The sequence below is a fragment of the Rhizobium sp. WYCCWR 11146 genome, assembly GCF_013591995.1.
In the GTDB taxonomy this organism is placed as follows: Bacteria; Pseudomonadota; Alphaproteobacteria; order Rhizobiales; family Rhizobiaceae; genus Rhizobium; species Rhizobium indicum.
Window position 1 is genome coordinate 151,648 of sequence record NZ_JACCEY010000005.1, and the last position, 20,266, is coordinate 171,913.

The 20,266-nt window shown below is 55.3% G+C and carries 19 protein-coding genes and 1 pseudogene; 10 read left to right on the plus strand and 10 right to left on the minus strand.

What is annotated here, in order from left to right; all coding sequences use genetic code 11:
• Positions 1-175 precede the first annotated feature (175 nt).
• Genes HX899_RS02925 through HX899_RS02945 form a run of 5 tightly spaced genes read left to right on the plus strand, consistent with a single transcriptional unit; the run spans position 176 to position 4,566 of the window.
• Positions 176-766, plus strand: a complete 591-nt coding sequence (locus HX899_RS02925) for a NodA family N-acyltransferase (RefSeq protein WP_127431414.1) — start codon at positions 176-178, stop codon at positions 764-766.
• A complete protein-coding gene (gene nodB / locus HX899_RS02930) occupies positions 763-1,413 on the plus strand; it encodes a chitooligosaccharide deacetylase NodB (RefSeq protein ID WP_127431413.1) in 651 nt (216 codons plus the stop codon). Before HX899_RS02925 ends, nodB begins: the two co-directional genes overlap by 4 nt.
• A 22-nt stretch (positions 1,414-1,435) precedes the next feature.
• Positions 1,436-2,713, plus strand: a complete 1,278-nt coding sequence (nodC, locus tag HX899_RS02935) for a chitooligosaccharide synthase NodC (protein WP_127431412.1) — start codon at positions 1,436-1,438, stop codon at positions 2,711-2,713.
• Positions 2,714-2,750: 37 nt separating this feature from the next.
• On the plus strand, positions 2,751-3,785 hold the full coding sequence (gene nodI, locus HX899_RS02940; RefSeq protein ID WP_127431513.1) for a nodulation factor ABC transporter ATP-binding protein NodI: 1,035 nt from the start codon (positions 2,751-2,753) through the stop codon (positions 3,783-3,785).
• A gap of 1 nt (position 3,786) precedes the next feature.
• A complete protein-coding gene (locus HX899_RS02945) occupies positions 3,787-4,566 on the plus strand; it encodes an ABC transporter permease (protein ID WP_127431411.1) in 780 nt (259 codons plus the stop codon).
• A gap of 343 nt (positions 4,567-4,909) precedes the next feature.
• Here the strand turns inward: HX899_RS02945 and HX899_RS02950 are convergent, their stop codons facing one another.
• The 10 genes from HX899_RS02950 to HX899_RS02995 form a co-directional block, all read right to left on the minus strand.
• A complete protein-coding gene (locus HX899_RS02950; protein ID WP_127431410.1) occupies positions 4,910-5,962 on the minus strand; it encodes a class I SAM-dependent methyltransferase in 1,053 nt (350 codons plus the stop codon).
• Positions 5,963-6,097: 135 nt separating this feature from the next.
• Entirely contained in the window at positions 6,098-6,304 is a 207-nt protein-coding gene (gene nifT, locus HX899_RS02955; protein WP_127431409.1) for a putative nitrogen fixation protein NifT, read from the minus strand.
• Positions 6,305-6,522: 218 nt separating this feature from the next.
• Positions 6,523-6,717 carry a 4Fe-4S binding protein gene (locus HX899_RS02960; protein WP_127431408.1) on the minus strand — a complete coding sequence of 65 codons (195 nt, stop codon included), beginning with the start codon at positions 6,715-6,717 and terminating at the stop codon, positions 6,523-6,525.
• 19 nt (positions 6,718-6,736) lie between these two features.
• On the minus strand, positions 6,737-8,224 hold the full coding sequence (gene nifB, locus HX899_RS02965) for a nitrogenase cofactor biosynthesis protein NifB (RefSeq protein ID WP_127431407.1): 1,488 nt from the start codon (positions 8,222-8,224) through the stop codon (positions 6,737-6,739).
• Between the two features lie 210 nt (positions 8,225-8,434).
• Positions 8,435-9,994 carry a nif-specific transcriptional activator NifA gene (gene nifA, locus HX899_RS02970; protein WP_127431512.1) on the minus strand — a complete coding sequence of 520 codons (1,560 nt, stop codon included), beginning with the start codon at positions 9,992-9,994 and terminating at the stop codon, positions 8,435-8,437.
• 196 nt (positions 9,995-10,190) lie between these two features.
• Positions 10,191-10,487, minus strand: a complete 297-nt coding sequence (locus HX899_RS02975) for a ferredoxin family protein (RefSeq protein ID WP_127431406.1) — start codon at positions 10,485-10,487, stop codon at positions 10,191-10,193.
• Positions 10,488-10,498: 11 nt separating this feature from the next.
• Positions 10,499-11,806, minus strand: coding sequence for an NAD(P)-binding protein (locus HX899_RS02980; RefSeq protein WP_127431405.1), 1,308 nt, complete (start codon positions 11,804-11,806; stop codon positions 10,499-10,501).
• Positions 11,793-12,929, minus strand: coding sequence for an electron transfer flavoprotein subunit alpha/FixB family protein (locus HX899_RS02985; RefSeq protein WP_127431404.1), 1,137 nt, complete (start codon positions 12,927-12,929; stop codon positions 11,793-11,795). The genes HX899_RS02980 and HX899_RS02985 overlap by 14 nt, the downstream gene beginning before the upstream one ends.
• A 17-nt stretch (positions 12,930-12,946) precedes the next feature.
• Positions 12,947-13,798, minus strand: a complete 852-nt coding sequence (locus HX899_RS02990) for an electron transfer flavoprotein subunit beta/FixA family protein (protein WP_127431403.1) — start codon at positions 13,796-13,798, stop codon at positions 12,947-12,949.
• 103 nt (positions 13,799-13,901) lie between these two features.
• Complete coding sequence (locus HX899_RS02995) at positions 13,902-14,510, minus strand: redoxin domain-containing protein (RefSeq protein ID WP_127431402.1); 609 nt, start codon at positions 14,508-14,510, stop codon at positions 13,902-13,904.
• A gap of 1,342 nt (positions 14,511-15,852) precedes the next feature.
• Between HX899_RS02995 and HX899_RS03000 the strand changes: the two are divergent.
• The 5 genes and pseudogenes from HX899_RS03000 to HX899_RS03020 all read left to right on the plus strand — a co-directional run.
• Positions 15,853-15,924: pseudogene (locus tag HX899_RS03000) on the plus strand (hypothetical protein); the annotation flags it as partial.
• Between the two features lie 48 nt (positions 15,925-15,972).
• The gene (locus HX899_RS03005) at positions 15,973-17,214 is read left to right on the plus strand and encodes a Glu/Leu/Phe/Val dehydrogenase (protein ID WP_127431401.1); all 1,242 of its coding nucleotides are present in this window, start codon (positions 15,973-15,975) and stop codon (positions 17,212-17,214) included.
• 159 nt (positions 17,215-17,373) lie between these two features.
• The gene (locus HX899_RS03010; protein ID WP_127431400.1) at positions 17,374-18,312 is read left to right on the plus strand and encodes a hypothetical protein; all 939 of its coding nucleotides are present in this window, start codon (positions 17,374-17,376) and stop codon (positions 18,310-18,312) included.
• A gap of 154 nt (positions 18,313-18,466) precedes the next feature.
• Entirely contained in the window at positions 18,467-19,756 is a 1,290-nt protein-coding gene (locus tag HX899_RS03015; RefSeq protein ID WP_127431511.1) for an ATP-grasp domain-containing protein, read from the plus strand.
• 18 nt (positions 19,757-19,774) lie between these two features.
• Positions 19,775-20,170, plus strand: a complete 396-nt coding sequence (locus HX899_RS03020; RefSeq protein WP_127431399.1) for a hypothetical protein — start codon at positions 19,775-19,777, stop codon at positions 20,168-20,170.
• Positions 20,171-20,266 lie beyond the last annotated feature (96 nt).

The following is a 20,266-nucleotide window of genomic DNA, read 5'->3' on the forward strand; positions in this document are numbered from 1 at the left end:
ACTTGATCAATATCAGGGCCAGGAACTAAAAAACGAAGTGCCGGGCAGGGGCCCGGTTCGAGACTCTTAAACCTCTTAACCGCTCGATTGCCTAACCGGCAATCCAACAAGTATGCGCAACAATATCGCGCAGCTCTGATCGTGGTTGGGCGAAGAAACAACTTGGAGCTTTTGCATGTCTTCTGAAGTGCGATGGAAAATATGCTGGGAAAATGAGCTGGAAGCTTCCGACCACGCGGAACTCGCTGATTTTTTTTGTAAGACCTATGGACCGACGGGAGCGTTCAATGCCAAGCCGTTCGAGACTGGCCGAAGCTGGGGTGGTGCGAGGCCCGAACGCCGCGCAATCGCATATGACTCGCACGGCGTCGCTAGCCACATGGGCTTGTTACGCCGCTTCATAAAGGTCGGTACGACTGATTTGCTTGTGGCTGAGCTAGGCCTGTACGGAGTGCGACCGGATCTAGAAGGATTAGGCATCGCTCACTCGGTCCGCGCCATGTTTCCGGTTCTGCGCCAGTTGAGTGTTCCATTTGCTTTCGGAACAGTTCGCCACGCCATGCGGAATCATATGGAAAGATACTGCCGAGACGGGACCGCCAATATTATGACCGGGCTGCGTGTGCGCTCCACGCTTCCAGACGCGCATTCCGACCTGCCAGCCACGCGCACTGAAGATGTCCTCGTATTGGTGGTTCCCGTCGACCGTCCAATGACTGAGTGGCCCGCGGGCTCGTTGATTGAACGAAACGGGTCGGAACTATGAAACGGCCCGCATATATGAGCGAAGTACCGGTCAATCACACAAGCGGCCACGAAGCTCGCTGCGTTTACTTGACGTTCGACGACGGTCCTAATCCATTCTGCACGCCGCAAATCCTGGATGTTCTAGCTGAGCACCGCGTTCCGGCGACATTTTTTGCTATCGGCTCATACGTGAAGGATCACCCCGAACTCATTCGGCGTCTTGTGGCGGAAGGTCATGATGTCGCCAATCATACCATGACGCATCCCGACCTCGCCACCTGCGATCCCAAGGATGTGAAACGTGAAATAGACGAGGCGCATCAAGCTATTGTCTCGGCCTGTCCCCAAGCCTTGGTCCGGCACTTACGAGCGCCTTACGGGGTTTGGACTGAAGACGTCCTTTCAGCATCGGTGAGGGCTGGACTTGGAGCCGTTCACTGGTCGGCCGACCCTAGAGACTGGTCTTGCCCGGGCGTCGACGTGATCGTTGATGAGGTGCTTGCTGCTGCTCGGCCTGGGGCAATCGTGCTTTTGCACGACGGGTGTCCTCCCGATGAGGTTGAGCAATGCTCGCTTGCCGGACTCCGTGACCAGACGCTCATAGCACTCTCTCGAATTATTCCGGCACTGCATAGCCGCGGATTCGAGATTCGTTCACTTCCCTGAAACACTGGACAAACGAGAAACCATGACCCTGCTCGCAACAACCAGCATCGCCGCCATCTCGCTTTATGCAATGCTCTCCACTGTTTATAAGAGCGCGCAGGTCTTTCATGCTAGGCGGACAACGATCTCAACAACACCTGCGAAAGACATTGAAACCAACCCCGTGCCAAGCGTTGATGTCATCGTGCCGTGCTTCAACGAAGACCCAATCGTTCTTTCGGAATGCCTCGCGTCGCTTGCGGAGCAAGATTATGCCGGAAAATTGCGCATCTATGTAGTCGACGACGGTTCCAAAAATCGCGACGCGGTTGTGGCTCAGCGCGCTGTCTATGCAGACGATGAGAGATTCAACTTCACAATTCTCCCTAAAAATGTTGGAAAGCGCAAAGCGCAAATCGCCGCTATAACCCAGTCCTCTGGGGATCTCATTTTGAATGTGGACTCAGACACCACGATCGCCCCCGACGTCGTATCTAAGCTTGCCCACAAAATGCGGGATCCAGCAGTCGGTGCGGCGATGGGCCAAATGAAAGCCAGCAACCAGGCGGACACCTGGCTAACTCGCTTGATTGACATGGAGTACTGGCTTGCCTGCAACGAGGAGCGCGCGGCACAAGCTCGCTTCGGTGCAGTTATGTGTTGCTGCGGCCCATGTGCGATGTACCGTCGGTCTGCTATGCTTTCGCTGCTCGATCAGTACGAGACGCAGCTTTATCGCGGCAAGCCGAGTGACTTCGGCGAAGATCGCCATTTGACGATTCTCATGCTGAGCGCAGGCTTTCGAACTGAGTATGTTCCGAGTGCCATCGCGGCGACAGTCGTTCCAGACACGATGGGTGTTTATCTACGCCAACAACTACGCTGGGCACGCAGCACCTTTCGGGATACTTTGCTTGCGCTCCCCGTACTGCCTGGTCTCGATCGATATCTCACGCTGGACGCAATCGGGCAAAATGTCGGCCTGCTACTTCTTGCGCTGTCGGTATTGACAGGAATTGGCCAGTTTGCGCTGACCGCCACACTACCCTGGTGGACGATCCTGGTCATTGGATCCATGACTCTTGTCCGCTGTAGCGTGGCTGCCTATCGCGCCCGCGAACTGAGGTTTCTGGGTTTTGCTCTCCACACGCTTGTGAACATCTTTCTCTTAATTCCCTTGAAGGCCTATGCCCTTTGTACCCTATCCAATAGCGACTGGCTGTCGCGCGGATCAGTCGCGATTGCGCCCACGGTTGGGCAGCAGGGCGCTACCAAAATGCCAGGGCGGGCGACATCTGAAATTGCCTATAGTGGCGAGTGATGAACGCGTCACTGCAGCTCAAAATCTGGGACAAGAAATGAACGGGCAATTAACGAATTTGAAGACGACGATCGCTGATCCGCACCAGGATCATCTCATCCTATCGGAGCGGCAGCACCAATCGAAATTTAAGGCAATGGATTCGCCTTCTGGCTCATTGTCCCCAGTCGCAATCGACCTGGCCGGCGTTTCGAAATCATATGGTGGTAAAATCGTCGTCAATGACTTGTCGTTTACTATCGCCGCAGGAGAATGTTTTGGTCTTTTAGGACCGAACGGCGCAGGTAAAAGCACGATCACCCGTATGATCCTCGGAATGACGTCGCCGAATGCAGGCAAGATCACTGTACTCGGAGCGCAGGAGCCGGGCCAGGTTCGCTTGGCGCGCGCGAAAATCGGGATCGTGTCTCAGTTCGATAATCTCGACCTGGAATTCACGGTCCGCGAGAACCTTTTGGTATACGGCCGCTACTTCCGCATGAGCACCCGAGAAATCGAAACGGTGATCCCATCGCTGCTTGAATTTGCGCGACTTGAAAGCAAGGCGAATACGCGTGTGGCAGACCTATCGGGAGGGATGAAGCGACGCCTCACTTTGGCGCGTGCGCTCATTAATGACCCGCAGCTACTCATTTTGGACGAGCCGACCACTGGCCTCGACCCACACGCGCGCCACTTGATCTGGGAACGACTTCGATCGCTGTTGGCATGCGGCAAGACAATTCTTCTGACGACCCATATCATGGAAGAGGCTGAGCGGTTGTGCGACCGGCTGTGCGTGCTTGAAGCTGGGCGAAAGATCGCCGAGGGCCGACCGCATGCCCTGATCGAGGAGCAGATTGGCTGTCCTGTGATCGAAATTTATGGCGGCGATCCGCAGGAGCTTAGTCTCTTGATCAGGCCGAATGCTAGGCGACTGGAGATCAGCGGAGAGACCCTGTTCTGCTACACGCCTGATCCAGAGCAGGTGCGCGCGCAGCTGCGTAGATATACGGGCCTGCGCTTGCTGGAGCGTCCACCAAATCTAGAAGATGTCTTCTTGCGGTTAACCGGACGCGAGATGGAGAAGTAGAATGAGCGTAGCAGCATTATCCGCCGGCGGTTTAAATTGGCTCGCAGTTTGGCGCCGGAACTATTTGGCTTGGAAAAAAGCGGCGTTGGCATCCATTCTGGGAAATCTAGCCGATCCCATTATATATCTATTCGGGCTCGGCGCTGGATTGGGAGTGATGGTGGGGCGCGTTGACGGCGTATCGTACACTGCTTTTTTGGCGGCTGGAATGATCGCGACAAGCGCGATGACTGCTGCAACCTTCGAGACTATCTATGCGGCCTTTGGCCGAATGGAGGGCCAGCGCACCTGGGAAGCAATGTTATACACGCAGCTCAGGCTGGGGGATATCGTCGTTGGGGAAATGGCGTGGGCGGCAACCAAGGCGTCGCTCGCAGGCACCGGTATTGGTATCGTCGCCGCCATGTTGGGATACACTCACTGGCTGGCTCTTCTCTACGCTCTTCCGGTCATCGCCATCACGGGCTTAGCCTTTGCGAGCCTTGGAATGGTCGTCACGGCCCTCGCGCCCAGCTACGATTATTTCATATTTTATCAAACGCTGGTCATCACACCGATGTTGTTTTTGTCAGGCGCAGTCTTTCCCGTAGACCAGTTGCCCGTAGCATTCCAACAGATAGCCGCCTTCTTGCCCTTGGCACATTCGATAGATGTTATCCGCCCGACGATGCTGGGCCAACCAATCGCCAATGTCTCCCTGCATATCGGCGTTCTCTGCATCTACATAGTCGTACCATTCCTCGTGTCGACCGCATTGCTTCGGCGGCGACTAATGCGGTGACGGATGCTGCTTCACATCATCATCAGAATCAATCCGGTCGGTTTGCTTTGCTTGGCCCGGCATCTCGCAAGTCGTATGGAGGCCAGGCGACGGCGCGTCTCCTGGTAAGCGACTGGCCTTGTGATGACGGTGAGGAAAGGCTGCCGTCAAGGGTGCCGACACATTGCGTGCGGTCAGTGCGGGTATCGCCGCTGTCTCGCTCGTGCAGCAGGGAGTTGAAGAGCGGCGACCGGATCTGCCCTCAAGCGCAAAACGGTCCAAATTCAAGTGCTAGCCGCCTTCAACGTCACGTGTGCGCCGAGAGCCCGCCCCATCTGGCATGTCCCGGATGCACCACTCCTTCTCACCAAGTTGCTTCGAGCACCATGTTCAGCGGCGTCTGGGCTGCTCGTCTGACATGTGTGAACCCGCCTGACCGGATCACCTCCGTCAATCGCTTCTCTCCCGCCTGAGCGCCAAGTGCTAATCCCGTCTCCTGCGCCAGGGAGGTGGGAACGCAGATCATCGTCGAGGCGGAGTAGTAGAGCCGCCCGACCGGGTTGATATTCTCCTCAAGCGTGTCTCCCGCCAAAGGCTCGACGACCATCCAGGTGCCGCCTTCCTTCAGTGCTTTTTTGATATGAGACGCCGCGGCTTCCGGGTCGCCCATGTCGTGTAGGCAGTCGAAGCAGGTGATCAGATCGAAGTCGCTACCGTCGAAGTCCTGCGCGCGGCCCACCTCAAACTGCACGTTCGTCAAACCGTGCGCTTCAGCGTGCGCTTTCGCAGCCGCGATCGAGCCCAAATGAAAGTCGTAACCCGTGAACTGGGATTTGGGAAAGGCCTGCGCCATCAGAACCGTTGATACCCCGTGCCCGCATCCGACGTCGGCGACCGTTGCACCCGATTTCAACTTGGCGTTCACGCCATCGAGCGCCGGCAGCCACTCCTGGACCAGCGCATTGACGTAACCAGGGCGGAACAGCCGCGCGACAGCGCAGAACATGCAGCCAGCCTGGTCACCCCAGGCAACGCCTTCACCTGTCTTGAAGGCAGACTGCACCTTCGCCTGATTTCCGACCATGGCGGCAGCCGTATCGAAGGCGCCAATCAGGTTGACCGGGCTGTCGGGTTCAGCAAACACGTAGGCCTGCTCGGGCGTGAGCGAGAACCGGCCATTCTCGTAATGCACATAGCCCGAAGCCGCCTGCGCTGCCAACCACTCGCGCACATAGCGAGGCGTGCATCCCGCGGCCACGGCAACCTCCTCGGCCGTCGCGGGTCCGATCGCCTTCAGCGTCTTGTAGAGGCCAAGGTCATCGCCGATCCGCACCAGCGGCACGCTGAATGCACCACCAAGGTCGCCAAAGATGCGGTCCACGAGCTCCTTAAGCGTTGTTTCGTTGAGTTGGGTCATGTCGGATTCCTCCTGATATACGGGCAATCTTTTGCCAATCGTCGTCTTCAACGGACCGGCAAAGGATGGATGCTCTCGATGGGGCGTATGAACTGCTTGCGCTTTGCACTTCGTCTATCGACCGGCGCACGCACTCTAACTGGATAGCCTCCTCGCATCGACAGTGACGGGCAGGCGCCTGTTCTGCGACAGGTCGGGAAGAGCAATCTGCCATCCGTTTTTCAGCAGAATAAAGCCGCCCCATAGGCTTTTGTGCTCAACCGAGATGATCGGTTCCTCGAGGTCTTTCTTGTGAATATAGGCCGATAAGCCGACGTCAGTTCTGCTGATTGTCACTCTCATGCATGTTCCTTCTCGCTGGCTGCTTTGGGAGCTTTCAAAGTCGAGCGTTATCAAAGCCCATTATTCTGGTTGGAAATATCCCCAGGCCGATACCTCCGTTATGGCTCTACATCAGATTTGGGCGGAATCCGCTCACTGGATGTGATACCGGTAGTACGCAATTTTCTAACCGCATGTTCGCCCGCTCGTCTCATTTTTCGCGCTTTAGTCGGTGGCGATCAAGCAGGGACGCAGGTCTTTGGCATCGGACACACCGAAGCGCATTGTTGCGTGTCAAACTCACCCTTGCACTCGGTACATTTTTTTGAATCCACAACATATCCTTCACCTTTGAAACTGATCGCATCTGAGGGACATGCAAATTCGCAAGAGCCGCACTGGGTGCACTGGGATGCAATGATCTTATAAGCCATGTTTCAACTCCTGAGTCAGTCAGAGGGGTAACGCCGTCGGCATCGACGGCTTGCGGTCAAACTCGGCGATGTACAGCGCGCCGATCGCAGTCTCGATGTAAGCATAGGCAAATGCGTCCGTTGCTCGCACGCCAGCTTTTGCCAACCGCTTCTTTGGTCCATCGCCAATTTTGGCAGAGAGCAGAATATCGATACCGTCGAGTGCAACGATGATTTGATCCAGAGCGCTCTCCTCGCCTACGCCACCCAAGCAATATGGCAGAACCTTACGGTGTCCCACCAAGTTGATCCCTTTTCGAGAGACGGCATACAATTGGAGTTCTCTTACCTGACCGAAATGTTCGTTGATCCGGCCGCCACCTTTAGTCGCCACGGCAACGACAAGAGTTCCCGACGAACCCAGTGACTTGACTGCTTTGTTCGCGTCCAATTTTGCTGCAAATTGATCCTCTCGCTCATGCTCGACCAGCTTCCGATATACCTCGCGCTTGTTGGCATCGTATCCAGCTTTGGTGGAGATTTGGTCGAGGGCAAACTCTCGCTCACGATCATCGCCCAGCAAACCGATGGCGTCGGCCCGGCACTGTTGGCAGTGGCGCATAAGCTTAACGTTACCATCGAGACAGTCTTGAAGTGCCTTTAGTTCGAACTGCTCCGGGCAACGCTGACCCGTGAGACCGTAATAAGTACCATGCGAATGCTTTGAAATCAGGGGCACAACATTGTGCATGAATGCCCCGCGGTCTCTGATCCATTGGTTAACTTCCACGAGGTGCGTGTCATTGACGCCTGGAATCATAACCGAATTGATTTTGGTGAGGATGCCGCGTTCGGTCAGCATTTCCAAACCCAACATTTGGCGCTCGTGAAGGATCCTGGCACCTTCTATCCCAGTGTATCGACGATGACCGTGGAGTATCCATGGATAGATCTTCGCCCCGACTTCCGGATCCACCATGTTGATGGTGATCGTCACGTGATCGACGTTCATGTCAGCTAGCTCATCGACATGGTCCGGAAGCGCCAATCCATTCGTAGAAATGCATAGTTTGATGTCAGGTATTTCTCTGGCAACGCCTTCAAACGTCGCTACTGTTTTCTTCCAGTCGTAACAAGCGTCGCCCGGTCCGGCAATGCCGATTACGGAAAGCTCCGGCACTTTGCTGGCGACGGCAATCACCTTGCGTAGTGCCTGGTCGGGAGTTAGCTTGACTGATGCGACCCCGGGACGGCTTTCGTTGGTGCAGTCATATTTGCGATTGCAGTAGTTGCACTGGATGTTGCAGGCAGGTGCGACCGCGACATGCATGCGAGCAAAATAGTGATGGGCTTGCTCTGAAAAGCAGGGATGGTCTTTGATTCTCTCCCAGATCCGCGCATCCATGTCATCCGTCACCGAAAGGTCATAGGACGAAGATGCGCGGCCGCCGCGCATAGCGGGCGCCATCGGCGCCCGGTCGAAGGGGGCGCTGCTGGTCATCCCGACCTCTATTTCCGGTTCCGACATCGCATTGTTCCATTGGCTAGGAAAGGTTAAACCTCCAAAAGCAAGATCGATTCCGGTCGACGAGACATTGCTGTTTAAGCGCTTATGTCGCCTTTACCGCCCGTTTCCGCGCTCGCTGTCGGAGATGTTTTGTAGCAATCAAGGCAGGATTGCGCCCGAAGTCGCTTCTCCGGCAACCAAAGCTTACGATGCTCTTGACATCGCTCACCTTCACTCTTTGATCACATCGATACCAAACCGGCGCAGCGCATAGCCCACCTGCCGCGGCGTTTTCCCTAGTATACGAGCCGCCTTGGCCTGTACCCAACCAGCCTTCACCATTGCATTGATCAGCCGATCACGCTCAGTGAGACCGGGTGCCTCCACTGTGGCTGCGGAACCCGTGAGAGTACCTGCGTTGGCCCCCAGTCCGCCTAACGTTGCATCTCGTGGGTTGAGACGATGCACCGCGTCGTTGCCAATACCGTCGTGGGCGTCTTTCCAGAGGAGCGCCGAAGAACACTGGTCTTGCTGACAGGCAAAATCTGATGAAGCGATCGTATTTGAACTGGCGAGAGTAGCGGTCCTTTGTACGCAATTGTCCAGCTCACGAACATTGCCGGGAAAGGCGCATTTCGACAAAATGTCTATTGCCGACGGCGCGAAGTCGAGATCTCGATCATTTGCCTTGTTGAATTGCTCGAGAAACACTTGCGCTAGAAGCGAAATGTCTCCGTCGCGCTGCCGAAGCGGCGGCAAAATGATGGGCACCACATTGATCCGGTAATAGAGGTCGGCTCTGAACTCCCCTCGAAGGACGGCCACTTCAAGGTTTTTGTTGGTGGCGCATATAACTCGGACGTCTACTTTCAATGTCTTCGTTCCGCCGAGACGTTCGAATTCGCCTTCCTGTAACACGCGCAATAACTTCGCCTGGAATTGTGGTGATACATCGCCAATTTCATCAAGCAACAGCGTTCCGCCATTGGCCAGTTCGAAGCGTCCAGCTCGTTGAAGGAGAGCGCCGGTGAAAGCACCCTTCTCATGGCCAAACAATTCGGATTCCAGAACGGTTTCCGACAGCGCGGCGCAATTCAACTTAATAAACGCCTTGCTTTTCCGTATCGATAACGCGTGTATTGCTCTTGCAAAGCATTCCTTGCCAGTGCCGCTCTCTCCTCTCAAGAGCACCGCGGAGTTCGTCGCCGCCACGATATTGGTGGTAGCTAATACCCTCTTGAGCGCGGGGCTCTCCCCAACGATCCAGTCGATTTTATCGAGCTGGGTGGGTTGAGGCTTGGAATTGATTTTCGGAATCTGTCCTGCTTGTTGTTCCTCGGCGACTGCGCCGCCATCGCTGCACAATTCGCGATAGCGCTGGCAGGTTAAGCCGATCAGGACGGCAATCATTGCCAGAAGGGCTTCGTCCTCATCTCCGCTTTTCTGCGCGAAATCAATCCACAATGCGCCAATTGCTTTCCGGTTTACTTTAACGGGGAGAACGGCAGAATTTTTCCCAAAGTGCTTCTCACCGCTAGTGATGACACGATTTATTGCGTCCGCGTGTTCAGTCGTAAGAGAACGCGAGCGAACGTCGTGCCCAATGGGAGCCCGCACGTTTATCCAGGGCTCTCCTCCGGCGCCGTGAATCACGATTCCGCCATCGCGCAATTGCAGATGCTTGACGAGGGCGTTCATCGCAGCCTTCAGTACGTTGTCTAGAGGAAAAGAAGAGATGAGCTCTTTGGATATGTCGTAGAGTATATGGAGCCGCGCCTCTGGTTTAATCATGCCTACAAACAGGGGAGGGTGCACTGCTTTTTACCCTGGTGCGCGAAATATGCTAACGCATATTCCTAAGTTAAAAATACGTGTTCCGGCGGCATAGAAAATTGCCTTTCGAAAGGTGATGAGTGGATGCACACTCAATCGCCGCCGCTAATGCAGCTGGATCGGTCGCTGCTATTCCGGCGGAGGTAGGGACTCCTCATCCAAATTTGAAGAGGACCCCGAACCCGCCCCGGGGATAATTCCATTTGATGTCGCCACTCGCTTCGCATAGCACTCTGCATGTGCCGCATTCCAAACAGCCATCGGAAACAATCGCCACCTGACCAATTTCGTTCACTTCGTAGCATTTGGCCGGACAGACTTGCGTCAAGGCGAGCAGGTTCGGGCTTGGCGACCGGTGCGGTCGCACTGTGATATGCGGACGTCCAGTGTCGACGAGATATCGGTTTTGGTACAGCTTGTCCTCAATGCGCTCAATGATGGTCGCCTTCATCGAATTTTCCTTTAACGCCAAGATGCGGCGGAGCGGACCGCGTCGCTGATCAACCCCCAACGGGATCGTGCCTTGACAAAGGAGGCAGCTGTAGCCTTCTCCCTGTTGATTTTAGGTGCACCGTCGACACGCACAAAATTTTGCGCTGCCTGTGATATAAGCGTTGGATAGGTCATGAAAAAATTGTGACTGTCGGTGTGGAGGAGGCTTGGAAGATCTTTGTGTTTGATCAGGTCTTTCATGACGAACGACTTATCCAGCATGCCCTTATAGAGAGAGAGATTGCGCTTCGTCATCAAGCCGCCACGGCTCTTTATCTGAGAGATCGCTTCGCCGGCCATGAGGCCTGATGTCATCGCGAGGTTTGATCCCTCCCTATGCACGGCATTGTTTAGTTGCGCCGCATCGCCCACGACCACCCACCCGTCGCCAAAGAGTTGCGGGATTGCCTTGAAGCCCCCTTCGGGAATAAGATGCGCGGCGTATTCTTTTATCTCTGATCCGGCCAGTAATGGTCGGATCGAGGGATGTCGCTTGAAGGCGTCAAGAAGGCGGTACGGATTTTCCATGCCTTCTGCTAAACCGGAGACGAGGCAGCCGATCCCCACCGAGATCGACTCCTTGTTGGTATAAACGAAGCCCAGTCCGGCCATTCCGCGTGAGATCGTGCCGCCGGCTTCGATCACACAGCCTTCGCTACCGTTGAGGCCGAAGCGCTCTGCGATGACCTCTTCCGGCATGAAATGCATTTCCTTGACAGCGAGTGCCACGTTTTCCGGCTTCGGCATATCGCGTAACCCGGCTCGTGTTCCAAGCAGTCCGTTCACGCCCTCAGCAAGGACGACTACGTCCGCGAGGATCACACCGCCCTCTCGGTCCGTGTGAACGCCTATTACTTTACCGTTCAGGTCCCAAGCGAGTCTGGTCGCTGTCGTTTCACAAAGGACTGTGCCTCCCGCCTCGCGCACCTTGCGTGAGAACCATTTGTCAAACTGGGCGCGGATGATCGTATAACGGTTTGGCTTCAGTTCATTGAAGTCATCAGAGCGATAGTGCACGCCCGTGTGCGACGAGTCATCCATTAGCCAGAATCGTTGCTCGACCAGATGCCGTTCAAGAGGGGCGTCATCGCGGAATTCTGGGATAATCGCCTCCAACATGTTGGCGTACAATATAGCCCCTTGAACATTCTTAGAGCCCGAATGTTCTCCGCGCTCCAGCTGCAGCACTTTTAGACCGCGACTAGCCATCGAATACGCTGCGGCGTTACCGGACATCCCGGCACCAATGACGATCGCGTCGAACTTACTCTTGGTCATCTAGCCTTCCTCGGTCCATAACCTTGATAGAGTTGTGCGGTGGCATTCGCTTGGCGAAAGCTTCTGTCAACGCCGGCAAGAACTCCAGCGCGCAAGCGACAACGCCGATGTGGGCGAAGTCAAAGATCGGAGCGTTCTGGTCGAGGTTGATAGCGACAATCAGATCGGCTCCTTCGACGCCAACGCGATGCTGGACCGCGCCAGATATTCCCGCCGCGATGTAGAGCTTGGGTCTAATGGTATGGCCGGACTGACCAATTTGTCGATCAGCAGGCATCCAGCCTTTTTGGACCAGTGGGCGCGAGCACCCGACTCCCCCGCCGATCGTCGTTGCCAGGTTTCTCAAGTATTGCAGGTTTCCTGCAGTGCCGAGGCCGAGACCGCCGCCAACCACAATGTCGGAGTTGGCCAGATCGGATTGCTCAGACCCACTGTTGCAAAGGAACGCGAGGACTTTGGTGACGATCTCCTCCTCAACCATCAGGAGTTGATGTTGGATAACGCGTCCGATTGGCTTATCCACACGTTGCGGCGTCGCCATGACCCTGGACCGCACCGTTGCCATTTGCGGCCGGCTGTTCAGCGTGTAGATCGTGCACAACAAGGACCCGCCGAAAGTTGGCCGCGTTGCTGCGAGTGAACCATCTCCATCCACATCCAGCTCGGTGCAATCAGCCGTAAGCCCTGTTTGTAAGGTCGTTGCTACAGCACCGGCTAGGTCGCGGCCGAGCGTGGTCGCGCCGAGAAGGAGAATTTCTGGTTTGTGAGTAGTGACCAGATCCGTCAAAGCCTTGGTGAAGGGTGCGTTTCGATAGTTGTCGAGGAGGGGCGATTCTACCAGATAGGCGACATCAGCTCCGTAAGCGAAGGCCTCTTCGATCGCAGGCTTGGTGCCCACGCCTTCAGACGAACCGAGGATTACCCCGGCCAGTTGGACACCCAGTTTGTCAGCTAGTCTGCGGCCTTCGCCGAGGAGTTCAATTGATACGGGATGAACATTGCCGCGCTCAAGTTCCATGAAGACCCAGACATGCCGGTGATCTTCGAAACACTTAAGCAGCTTTTTCCCTGAGCTGGCGCGGCCGACCGCGTTTGCCGTCGTTTCATTTTTTCTAGCGACCAAAATCTACTCCTCGCTGCTCACCGATTGCCATGGGACGTGAGCTTGCGTTCCAAAACAGGCTGGCGGGCAAAAATTGCAGCGACCGTCTCCGCGGCGACCTCGGCCAACGTTTTGTCGTTAATCTCCATTTGCATAGCTTTTTCGGCGCGCGGACCAGGAGCGAATACTCGCTTCACGACCGTCGGCGATCCCCGCAGGCCGCATTTGGTCAACTCCCCAATGCCGGCGTCAGCGGCCCCCCATTTAAGAACCGGGCTTCGCGCTGCACGGAAGGCGTCATCAAGAGAACCCCGGCGGATAGCATTGACACCTTCCAGCACGGTGATGAGACATGGCAACGTGCTCTTCAGCATCTGCGTGCCGCTCTCCGCGTGCCGTTCAACCATGAGCTCGCGCGAAGTGGGATCAATGGAGACAATCTTCGTTACGTAAGTCAGTTGCTGGAGGTTCAACCTCTTTGCAATTCCGGGTCCGACCTGGGCCGTGTCGCCGTCAATTGTCTGCTTTCCCGTAAAGACGATATCAGGCGCCCCATAGCTCTCGCCAATCTTCGCTACTGCTTGAGAAAGAGCATACGAGGTCGCCAGCGTGTCAGATCCAGCAAAGTGGCGGTCGGTCAGAAGCACTGCGCGGTCTGCGCCGTGGGTAAGGGCTTTGCGTAGCGCTTGCTCAGCCATGGGCGGTCCCATCGTCAGAACGGTCACCTCGCCCCCATAGCGGTCACGAACTTGAAGTGCCTCTTCGAGAGCAAACAGGTCGTAAGGGTTAATGATGGTCGGTACGCCTTGGCGCATGATCGTATTTGTCACCGGGTGGACGCGTATCTGCGCAGAGTCAGGCACTTGTTTGATACAGACCACGATGTGCATAGTCGTTTAAGCTCCCCAATCGGATTCGGGCTTTAGGGACCCGGCTAACTTTGAGCACTGCTCGCGCCAATAAAGTTGCGCCGCAAGAAGATGCTGTCCGGGTTCAGGTTGATGCCCTCCTCAATGGCCGAGAGCGCCGTCTTCCAATTCTTAATCTCTGTCGCCGCCGAGACTCGATCATGGAACTAATCGCCGCAGCATAAGTCTCGCCTTCAGCAATCCGCTCCTTTTCGGCATTCTTTGCTTCCGCGCTGGCGCGCCAGCTGCCGTTAATCACTTTTGGCAAAACGTCCTCGAGCATAATCAGATCACCGATAAAGGCGATACTACAGTCTCGGTCGACAACGAACGTCTTTGGAACGTGGAACGACAGGCTGGCTTTGAGCCAAACCTCTTTCATTTCGCCTGAGTGGTCGAACCCCATCCGAATGCTCGTATTCGGGAGCGATTTGGTTATAGACGCGTCCACCTGGGCTCGGGCGTCGTCAGCCGTTGCAGCTTCCTCACTTGCTGCGATCCCGATGAACTCAACTCCCGTGTCGCTGAATTTCGCCAGATCGGATGTCTCCTTCCCGCAATAACCCCAGGTAGTCGAAAAGAACGCAACGATGCCTATTTTGCCGAGCTGGATTTTGGAAAGCGGATCGCCGCGCAGCCAGTTCTGCACTTTGATCGAAGGGGCTGGAGAGCCGCTACTTAAACTAGAGGCCATGTTTTATGCTCCACAGTATTTTATGGGCCGCTTCGTGCTAGAGGAATGAGCCCTTCCGGCCAAGTATCAGGTCGATTTGTTTTGATATTGAAAGGCCATCGCGGCGATCGTTCCATAGGTTGGACATTGAACGTTTGTGATCCCGTCTTCTGAAATGGCTTCTGCGGATGCGGCGTGACATTGCAAATTCCTTCTTCTGAGAGCGTGACGATATTCACCGTCGTGACGGGAAGGTGCCGAGGTCTGATGCAGATGATGCAGGAGGCCATTCCAAATCCCCTCGCTATTTAAGTCGATTGCTGGAGGGACAGCCTCCTTCCAATGCCGATCAGACCGGGGCCGTGTCGCCGTCAATTGTCTGCTTCCCGACGAAGACGATACCAGGCCTCCGAAGTCCGGCACTTGCTTGATACAGACCACGATGTGCATAGGCGTTAAGCTCCCAATCGGATTTGGGCTTTAGGGACCCGGCTTACTCTGAGCACTACTCGTGCCAATCAGGTTGCGCCGGTAAGCCTTCGAGATTGCACATGTTTCGTTGTCGTTATGCGGAGGGGTTTTGTAGGGGTGCCGACATGTCGTGTCGCAATCCGCCCCGATCACCACAGCGAACCGAGGGGCGGTTCGATAGGCTTCAGGTCGGATAAGTCCACGATAGCTGCGCCACGAGCCGGAAGGTTTCAACGCCGAATAATACGCCGGGAAATAGCAAGGGGACTGAAGTTCTGGTGCGGTGGGCGTGTATCGAGATTCGGTTTACCGTTGATAGTCTGACTAGCGACACCGTATGCGCGATCAGAAGCACAGCGATCGAGAGAATAACGTTGCGGGCGCCTAGTGAGGTTGGACAAGCGGTTTAACTGGACGTTGCGGCGTGAGCAGGATCATTGGCAGATGCGTAGAGAAATCCTTGCTGGGAATCTCAATCGAAAGCCGTCCATAAACGCTGCCGCAGCGCATCGAGCTCTTTCTCCGCCTCAATCGTTACATCAACGCCGTTCTGATCGGCTGGGCGAGCTACCGTATGATCAAATGAACAAGCCGAAGCCACTTGATCTGACGCGACTTGCTACATTGAGCCAGCGCCATCCTTCAGACGCATGACAACAATCCAACATTGTCGTCACCTTTGTCAGATCAGCGACAAAGGTTACCTCCTCGATCGCGCGCCTTTTCCGCCCACATAACTGGAATAGCAGGGAATTATTGTTCGTCATCTAATCGGCCTGCTTGGCATGAATCTTGAGAGCTATTGCGAGGCAGCGGAAACGGCCGCCGCCGCGTTGCGGAATAACCGCATTGCTTCGAACACAGGAAGGAACGCCAAGCATGGCAGCTCTGCGTCAGATTTTATGGAAAGGGCGGATTTGGCAAGTCCACTACGTCCCAAAACACGCTAGCGGCCCTCTTGGACCATCGCGTACCACGGATACCGGTGATCATTCGAATTGGGATACGCTAAATGGCCAGCAAGTTGAAAAAGGCCCTGACACGTCTTGTTGATGCGGCCAAGCACCTCAACATCGACCCGATAATTCTTGAAAGATGGGCGTCCCCGAAAGCGACCACGCACGCCCGTCTGACGATCCAAATGGACGACGGTTCACACAAGCACTTTCCGGCCTTGCGCTGCCGCTATGACGATACCCGCGGCCCAACCAAGGGCGGCATTAGATATCACCCTAGTGTAACGGCAGATGAAGTAGAGACGCTCGCCCTCCTGATGACTGTCAAGTGCGCAGTGGTGGACCTGCCATTTGGTGGCGGCAAAGGCGGCGTCCAGATTGATCCTCACCCTCTCTCCAAGACTGAACTGGAGCGTCTTGCGCGTGGCTATGTCCGTTGCTTTGCCCATGTCATCGGGCCCAACCGCGACATCCCGGCGCCCGACGTCAACACCAACGCAACGACCATGGCATGGATGGCGGACGAATACGCTTCTATCGTTGGCGAATGGACGCCGACGGTCACCACCGGTAAGCCAATCAGCCTTGGTGGCTCGCTTGGCCGTGATGATGCGACGGCCCGTGGCGGCTATTATCTCCTCCAATTCCTGGCGAAGGACCTCGGCTTTACTCCGGGTGCACGAGCCGCGATCCAAGGCTTCGGCAACGCCGGATCTCACATGGCGCAGTTGCTCGAATCGGCCGGATACAAGATCGTGGCCGTTTCCGACTCAAAGGGTGCAATTCGTTGCCCGGCGGGCCTCGATATCAAAAAGCTGAATGCTGCTAAAGAGCGCAACGGAGGCGTTACCAGCTTCGCGAGTTCAGACGGTGTCTCGAGAATTGCTGCCGACGAACTGGTTTCGGTGGATTGCGACCTGCTCGTTTTGGCAGCCCTGGAGGACATGGTCCACGCGGGTAACGCTGCCAACGTAAAGGCTCCGATCATTCTTGAACTCGCCAACGGCCCGATCACGCTGGAGGCTGATGAGATCCTCAAGAACAGGGGCGTTGTCATTCTTCCGGATATCCTCGCGAATGCGGGTGGGGTCGCTGTCTCGCATTTCGAATGGGTGCAGAACCGCCAAGGCGACCGTTGGCTCATTGAGGACATACATGCCCGGCTGAAGACGAAGATGGAAGAGGAAGGAGCCGCAATATGGGCGTGTGCGAAGGACAAGAACATCACCCTGCGAAGCGCCGCCTACGTCCACGCGCTCTCACGACTTGTAGACGCTATTGAGGCGAAGGGGACTTAGCAATTCTTTGCAAGCTAATGGCCGAAAGGAGACCAGTACGAACCACCGCTGTGCGGAGTGACAGCTAAAACATCTAAGTCCGAGGCGCGGTTCATTGGAGTTTCGAAGTCGAGCGCCTCTGACATCCCTAGGCCTTCAGCCAAGATCAGGAGTGAAATGATGACCGATATCGTTGGGCACTACGTTGATCACGAAATGACGTCGCCATTTCAAATGGCGCAGCATTCAGCGAAGATCAAACCGATGGCGATCGATTTAGCGAAACGCGGGATCCTTTTAATCACAACCTGCCTGCGCGTTGAAGTCTATGGAGAAGAGTCTGCGCTCGGAAATATAGATCTTTTGTTCTCTGGTTTTCCGCGCGCGCTTGTCAAAGGTGCGAGGGCTGTTGCTAAGCGTCTCGCGGAGATCTCTTCCGGTGCTAAATCCCAGATCCTTGGGGAGCCCTACGTTAACGATCAAGTTTCGAATGCTGTCGCGCTCCTTGATCCGGCGCTTCCAATTTCTCGGATCGCACGGCTGGCACTAGGTGTGGGTCGCGCATCGCGAGAGCGACTGCACTTCATCGCACCGTTCAACTATGATCGAATTGTTTACGACTTAATAGCCGAGCAATTTAAGGGGATAGAGGAACCCGGCCGTCTTTACATGATTGGGGCAGGTATGCTGGGGCGCGACCTAATCAGCACTGGAGGGGCAGATCGATTCCGTTCCACTGTAGTCGTAACGCGGAATCCCAAAAAACTTCGCAGGCGCCTCCGGGGCTCCTCTGACAGGGAAATCGCGATAATGCGTCCAGAAGAGATTGGGGGCGTTCGAGAGCTGCGATCATGCGCTGTTATCGCAACCGCCGATTTAAGTGAAGATTACAAAGCGGCTCTAAAGGGCGCCCTTCTGCGACTGGAGCCACGCATCATAGTGGACCTTTCGTCAATTCCGGTGCTGTCGAAATGCGCGGTCCCGAAGCTCAACTATGTGACTATGTACGACCAAGATTTTCTCAGGCTTATAGATCTGAACAATCAGCATTTGGTGTCTAAACTGCCTCTACTTCTTTCCGATATCGAGAGAACGCTACCGACGGCTGAGGTCTTCTAGACTACGTCATCTATTTACTCACGCAGGGGACACTCTTGTGGCCAGTAAATTGCGATGCAATACGCGAACCTTGGAAAAATGGGAACCTCTAGAGACAATTCAGTGCGAATTTGCCTTCGGATACAGCCTCGGACGGATGGAGGGTCAACACCCAATGCGAACAAAAGCACTCGTACTCATTGAAGGATCGAGAAGTAATGGTCTGCTGTACGTCCAGGCCGCCCGACGTCGTGGACTACAACCGATTACCCTGGCGGCTGATCCAACGCAGTATGACTACCTTATGGCGGAAGGCGGTAAGGCGATAATGGTCGATACTGACGATTTCGATTCGGTGAAGCGTGAGTGCCTCAATCTGGCTACGACCTATGATATTGCCGGGTTTGTCGGTTTTGCGACCCGCGGCGAGTCGGTTAACGTGACGGTCGGAAAGCTATGCCGGTGCTTCGACCGACCAGGTCCGGACCCCCTTTTGATCGAACGTTGCTGCGACAAATTTAATCAACGTCAGCTCCTGACGCAAAATGGCCTGCCAGTGCCGACCTTTCGATGGGCAGCTAGTGCAATGACTGTGGATAGGGCTGCCGCTAACATCGGGTTCCCGGTTATTGTTAAGCCCGCAGTTGGGAACGGAAGCAGCGGTGTCCGATTATGTCGCGATGCCGCTGAGTTAGCCGAACACACAACCTATCTGCTGGGAGGGGCTTTCCCCTGGCGGTCTTCGCCGACAATACTTGTTGAGGAGTTCGTAGAAGGGCCTTTTTATGACGTTGTTACAATGGGGAACGCAGTCATTGCGATTGGTTCAGCCGAATTTGGGCCCCCGCCTCATTTCGTTCCTCGTAGAAGCATGTTTCCAGCCCAGCTAACTGATGAGGAGCACGAGGGTATCACGGATGTCTCGTTGAGGTGCTTGCAAGCACTCGGCCTCGGCTGGGGCCCAGCAAATGTTGAACTCCGCTGGACAAAACGAGGCCCAGTCGTGATGGAAGTCAACCCACGGCTTCCGGGTTGGACCACTTCTCGGCTGGTCCAGTTGGCCTACGGTCTAGATGTCATCGAACAACACATCAACCTTGTTATCGGGGAAAAGTGCGACCTGCATACAAGCCGCTCCCGCGTCGCGGCTGCCCATTTTTTCGTACCTGATCGGGACGGCACACTGGCTCACATCAGAGGTACCGATCTGGCGGAGATTGTACCAGGGATCGCTGAGGTTAGATTCCATGTTGACCCGGGAGCCTCTCTTGTCAGGAAAGGTGATTATCTAGACATAATTGGACATGTTATCGCCGCTTCGACCAACCACGCTGAAGCCGAGGCGATACTTCACCGAGCGTTGAACCTAGTCGATTGGGCTGTAGCGCCATCTCCGGATGAACAGGGCAACGGGAGACTGCTTGGCACTGAACCACGGAGTGTTTCAAGACCTGGTACCTTCTAAGATACGACGGAGATATGTATGTTTCTCAAAGCCGACGGAACTCAAGTGTGGTTGCGGAGTTCGACCAGATTGCCGTATTTGTCCCTGGTCGGCGCCATTGAAACTTCAGAGAGCTATGACGTAATCCGATCCAGACTTTCTCGAGCTTACGAAATGTTCCCCGGAATGGCATCCGATGACGCATTCCTGGTGCTAGAAGCCGAGGGCAGTAAATTGGTCTTCTGCGCTCGGCCGGACAAAGTGTGCGCGTTGTTGTTCCTGGGAAAATTCACACTCGCCGGAGACAAGCAACGAATCGGTTTGCTCGAGAGTTGCTTTGAATTGATGGTAAACTCTGTAAACGAAATCAGCTTGCGGGTGGGCGCGACGATTCATTTCGAGGTCGTGCAATCAGAACTCGCTTCACAAGCTTGAGGTTTTTGTGAGTCCATGCTGAACCGCGACCTGCGGGCTTTGAGAGGCTAACCGGTACGCCTGATTTGCGCGAGGAGTTTCTGGCGGAAGACTTCT

Bases quoted from the DNA above. Each gene is read 5' to 3' on its own strand.
- HX899_RS02925 (WP_127431414.1), top strand. From the start codon at position 176: ATGTCTTCTGAAGTGCGATGGAAAATATGCTGGGAAAATGAGCTGGAA.
- nodB (WP_127431413.1), top strand. From the start codon at position 763: ATGAAACGGCCCGCATATATGAGCGAAGTACCGGTCAATCACACAAGC.
- nodC (WP_127431412.1), top strand. From the start codon at position 1,436: ATGACCCTGCTCGCAACAACCAGCATCGCCGCCATCTCGCTTTATGCA.
- nodI (WP_127431513.1), top strand. From the start codon at position 2,751: ATGAACGGGCAATTAACGAATTTGAAGACGACGATCGCTGATCCGCAC.
- HX899_RS02945 (WP_127431411.1), top strand. From the start codon at position 3,787: ATGAGCGTAGCAGCATTATCCGCCGGCGGTTTAAATTGGCTCGCAGTT.
- HX899_RS02950 (WP_127431410.1), bottom strand. From the start codon at position 5,962: ATGACCCAACTCAACGAAACAACGCTTAAGGAGCTCGTGGACCGCATC.
- nifT (WP_127431409.1), bottom strand. From the start codon at position 6,304: ATGAGAGTGACAATCAGCAGAACTGACGTCGGCTTATCGGCCTATATT.
- HX899_RS02960 (WP_127431408.1), bottom strand. From the start codon at position 6,717: ATGGCTTATAAGATCATTGCATCCCAGTGCACCCAGTGCGGCTCTTGC.
- nifB (WP_127431407.1), bottom strand. From the start codon at position 8,224: ATGTCGGAACCGGAAATAGAGGTCGGGATGACCAGCAGCGCCCCCTTC.
- nifA (WP_127431512.1), bottom strand. From the start codon at position 9,994: ATGATTAAACCAGAGGCGCGGCTCCATATACTCTACGACATATCCAAA.
- HX899_RS02975 (WP_127431406.1), bottom strand. From the start codon at position 10,487: ATGAAGGCGACCATCATTGAGCGCATTGAGGACAAGCTGTACCAAAAC.
- HX899_RS02980 (WP_127431405.1), bottom strand. From the start codon at position 11,806: ATGACCAAGAGTAAGTTCGACGCGATCGTCATTGGTGCCGGGATGTCC.
- HX899_RS02990 (WP_127431403.1), bottom strand. From the start codon at position 13,798: ATGCACATCGTGGTCTGTATCAAACAAGTGCCTGACTCTGCGCAGATA.
- HX899_RS02995 (WP_127431402.1), bottom strand. From the start codon at position 14,510: ATGGCCTCTAGTTTAAGTAGCGGCTCTCCAGCCCCTTCGATCAAAGTG.
- HX899_RS03005 (WP_127431401.1), top strand. From the start codon at position 15,973: ATGGCCAGCAAGTTGAAAAAGGCCCTGACACGTCTTGTTGATGCGGCC.
- HX899_RS03010 (WP_127431400.1), top strand. From the start codon at position 17,374: ATGACCGATATCGTTGGGCACTACGTTGATCACGAAATGACGTCGCCA.
- HX899_RS03015 (WP_127431511.1), top strand. From the start codon at position 18,467: ATGCGAACAAAAGCACTCGTACTCATTGAAGGATCGAGAAGTAATGGT.
- HX899_RS03020 (WP_127431399.1), top strand. From the start codon at position 19,775: ATGTTTCTCAAAGCCGACGGAACTCAAGTGTGGTTGCGGAGTTCGACC.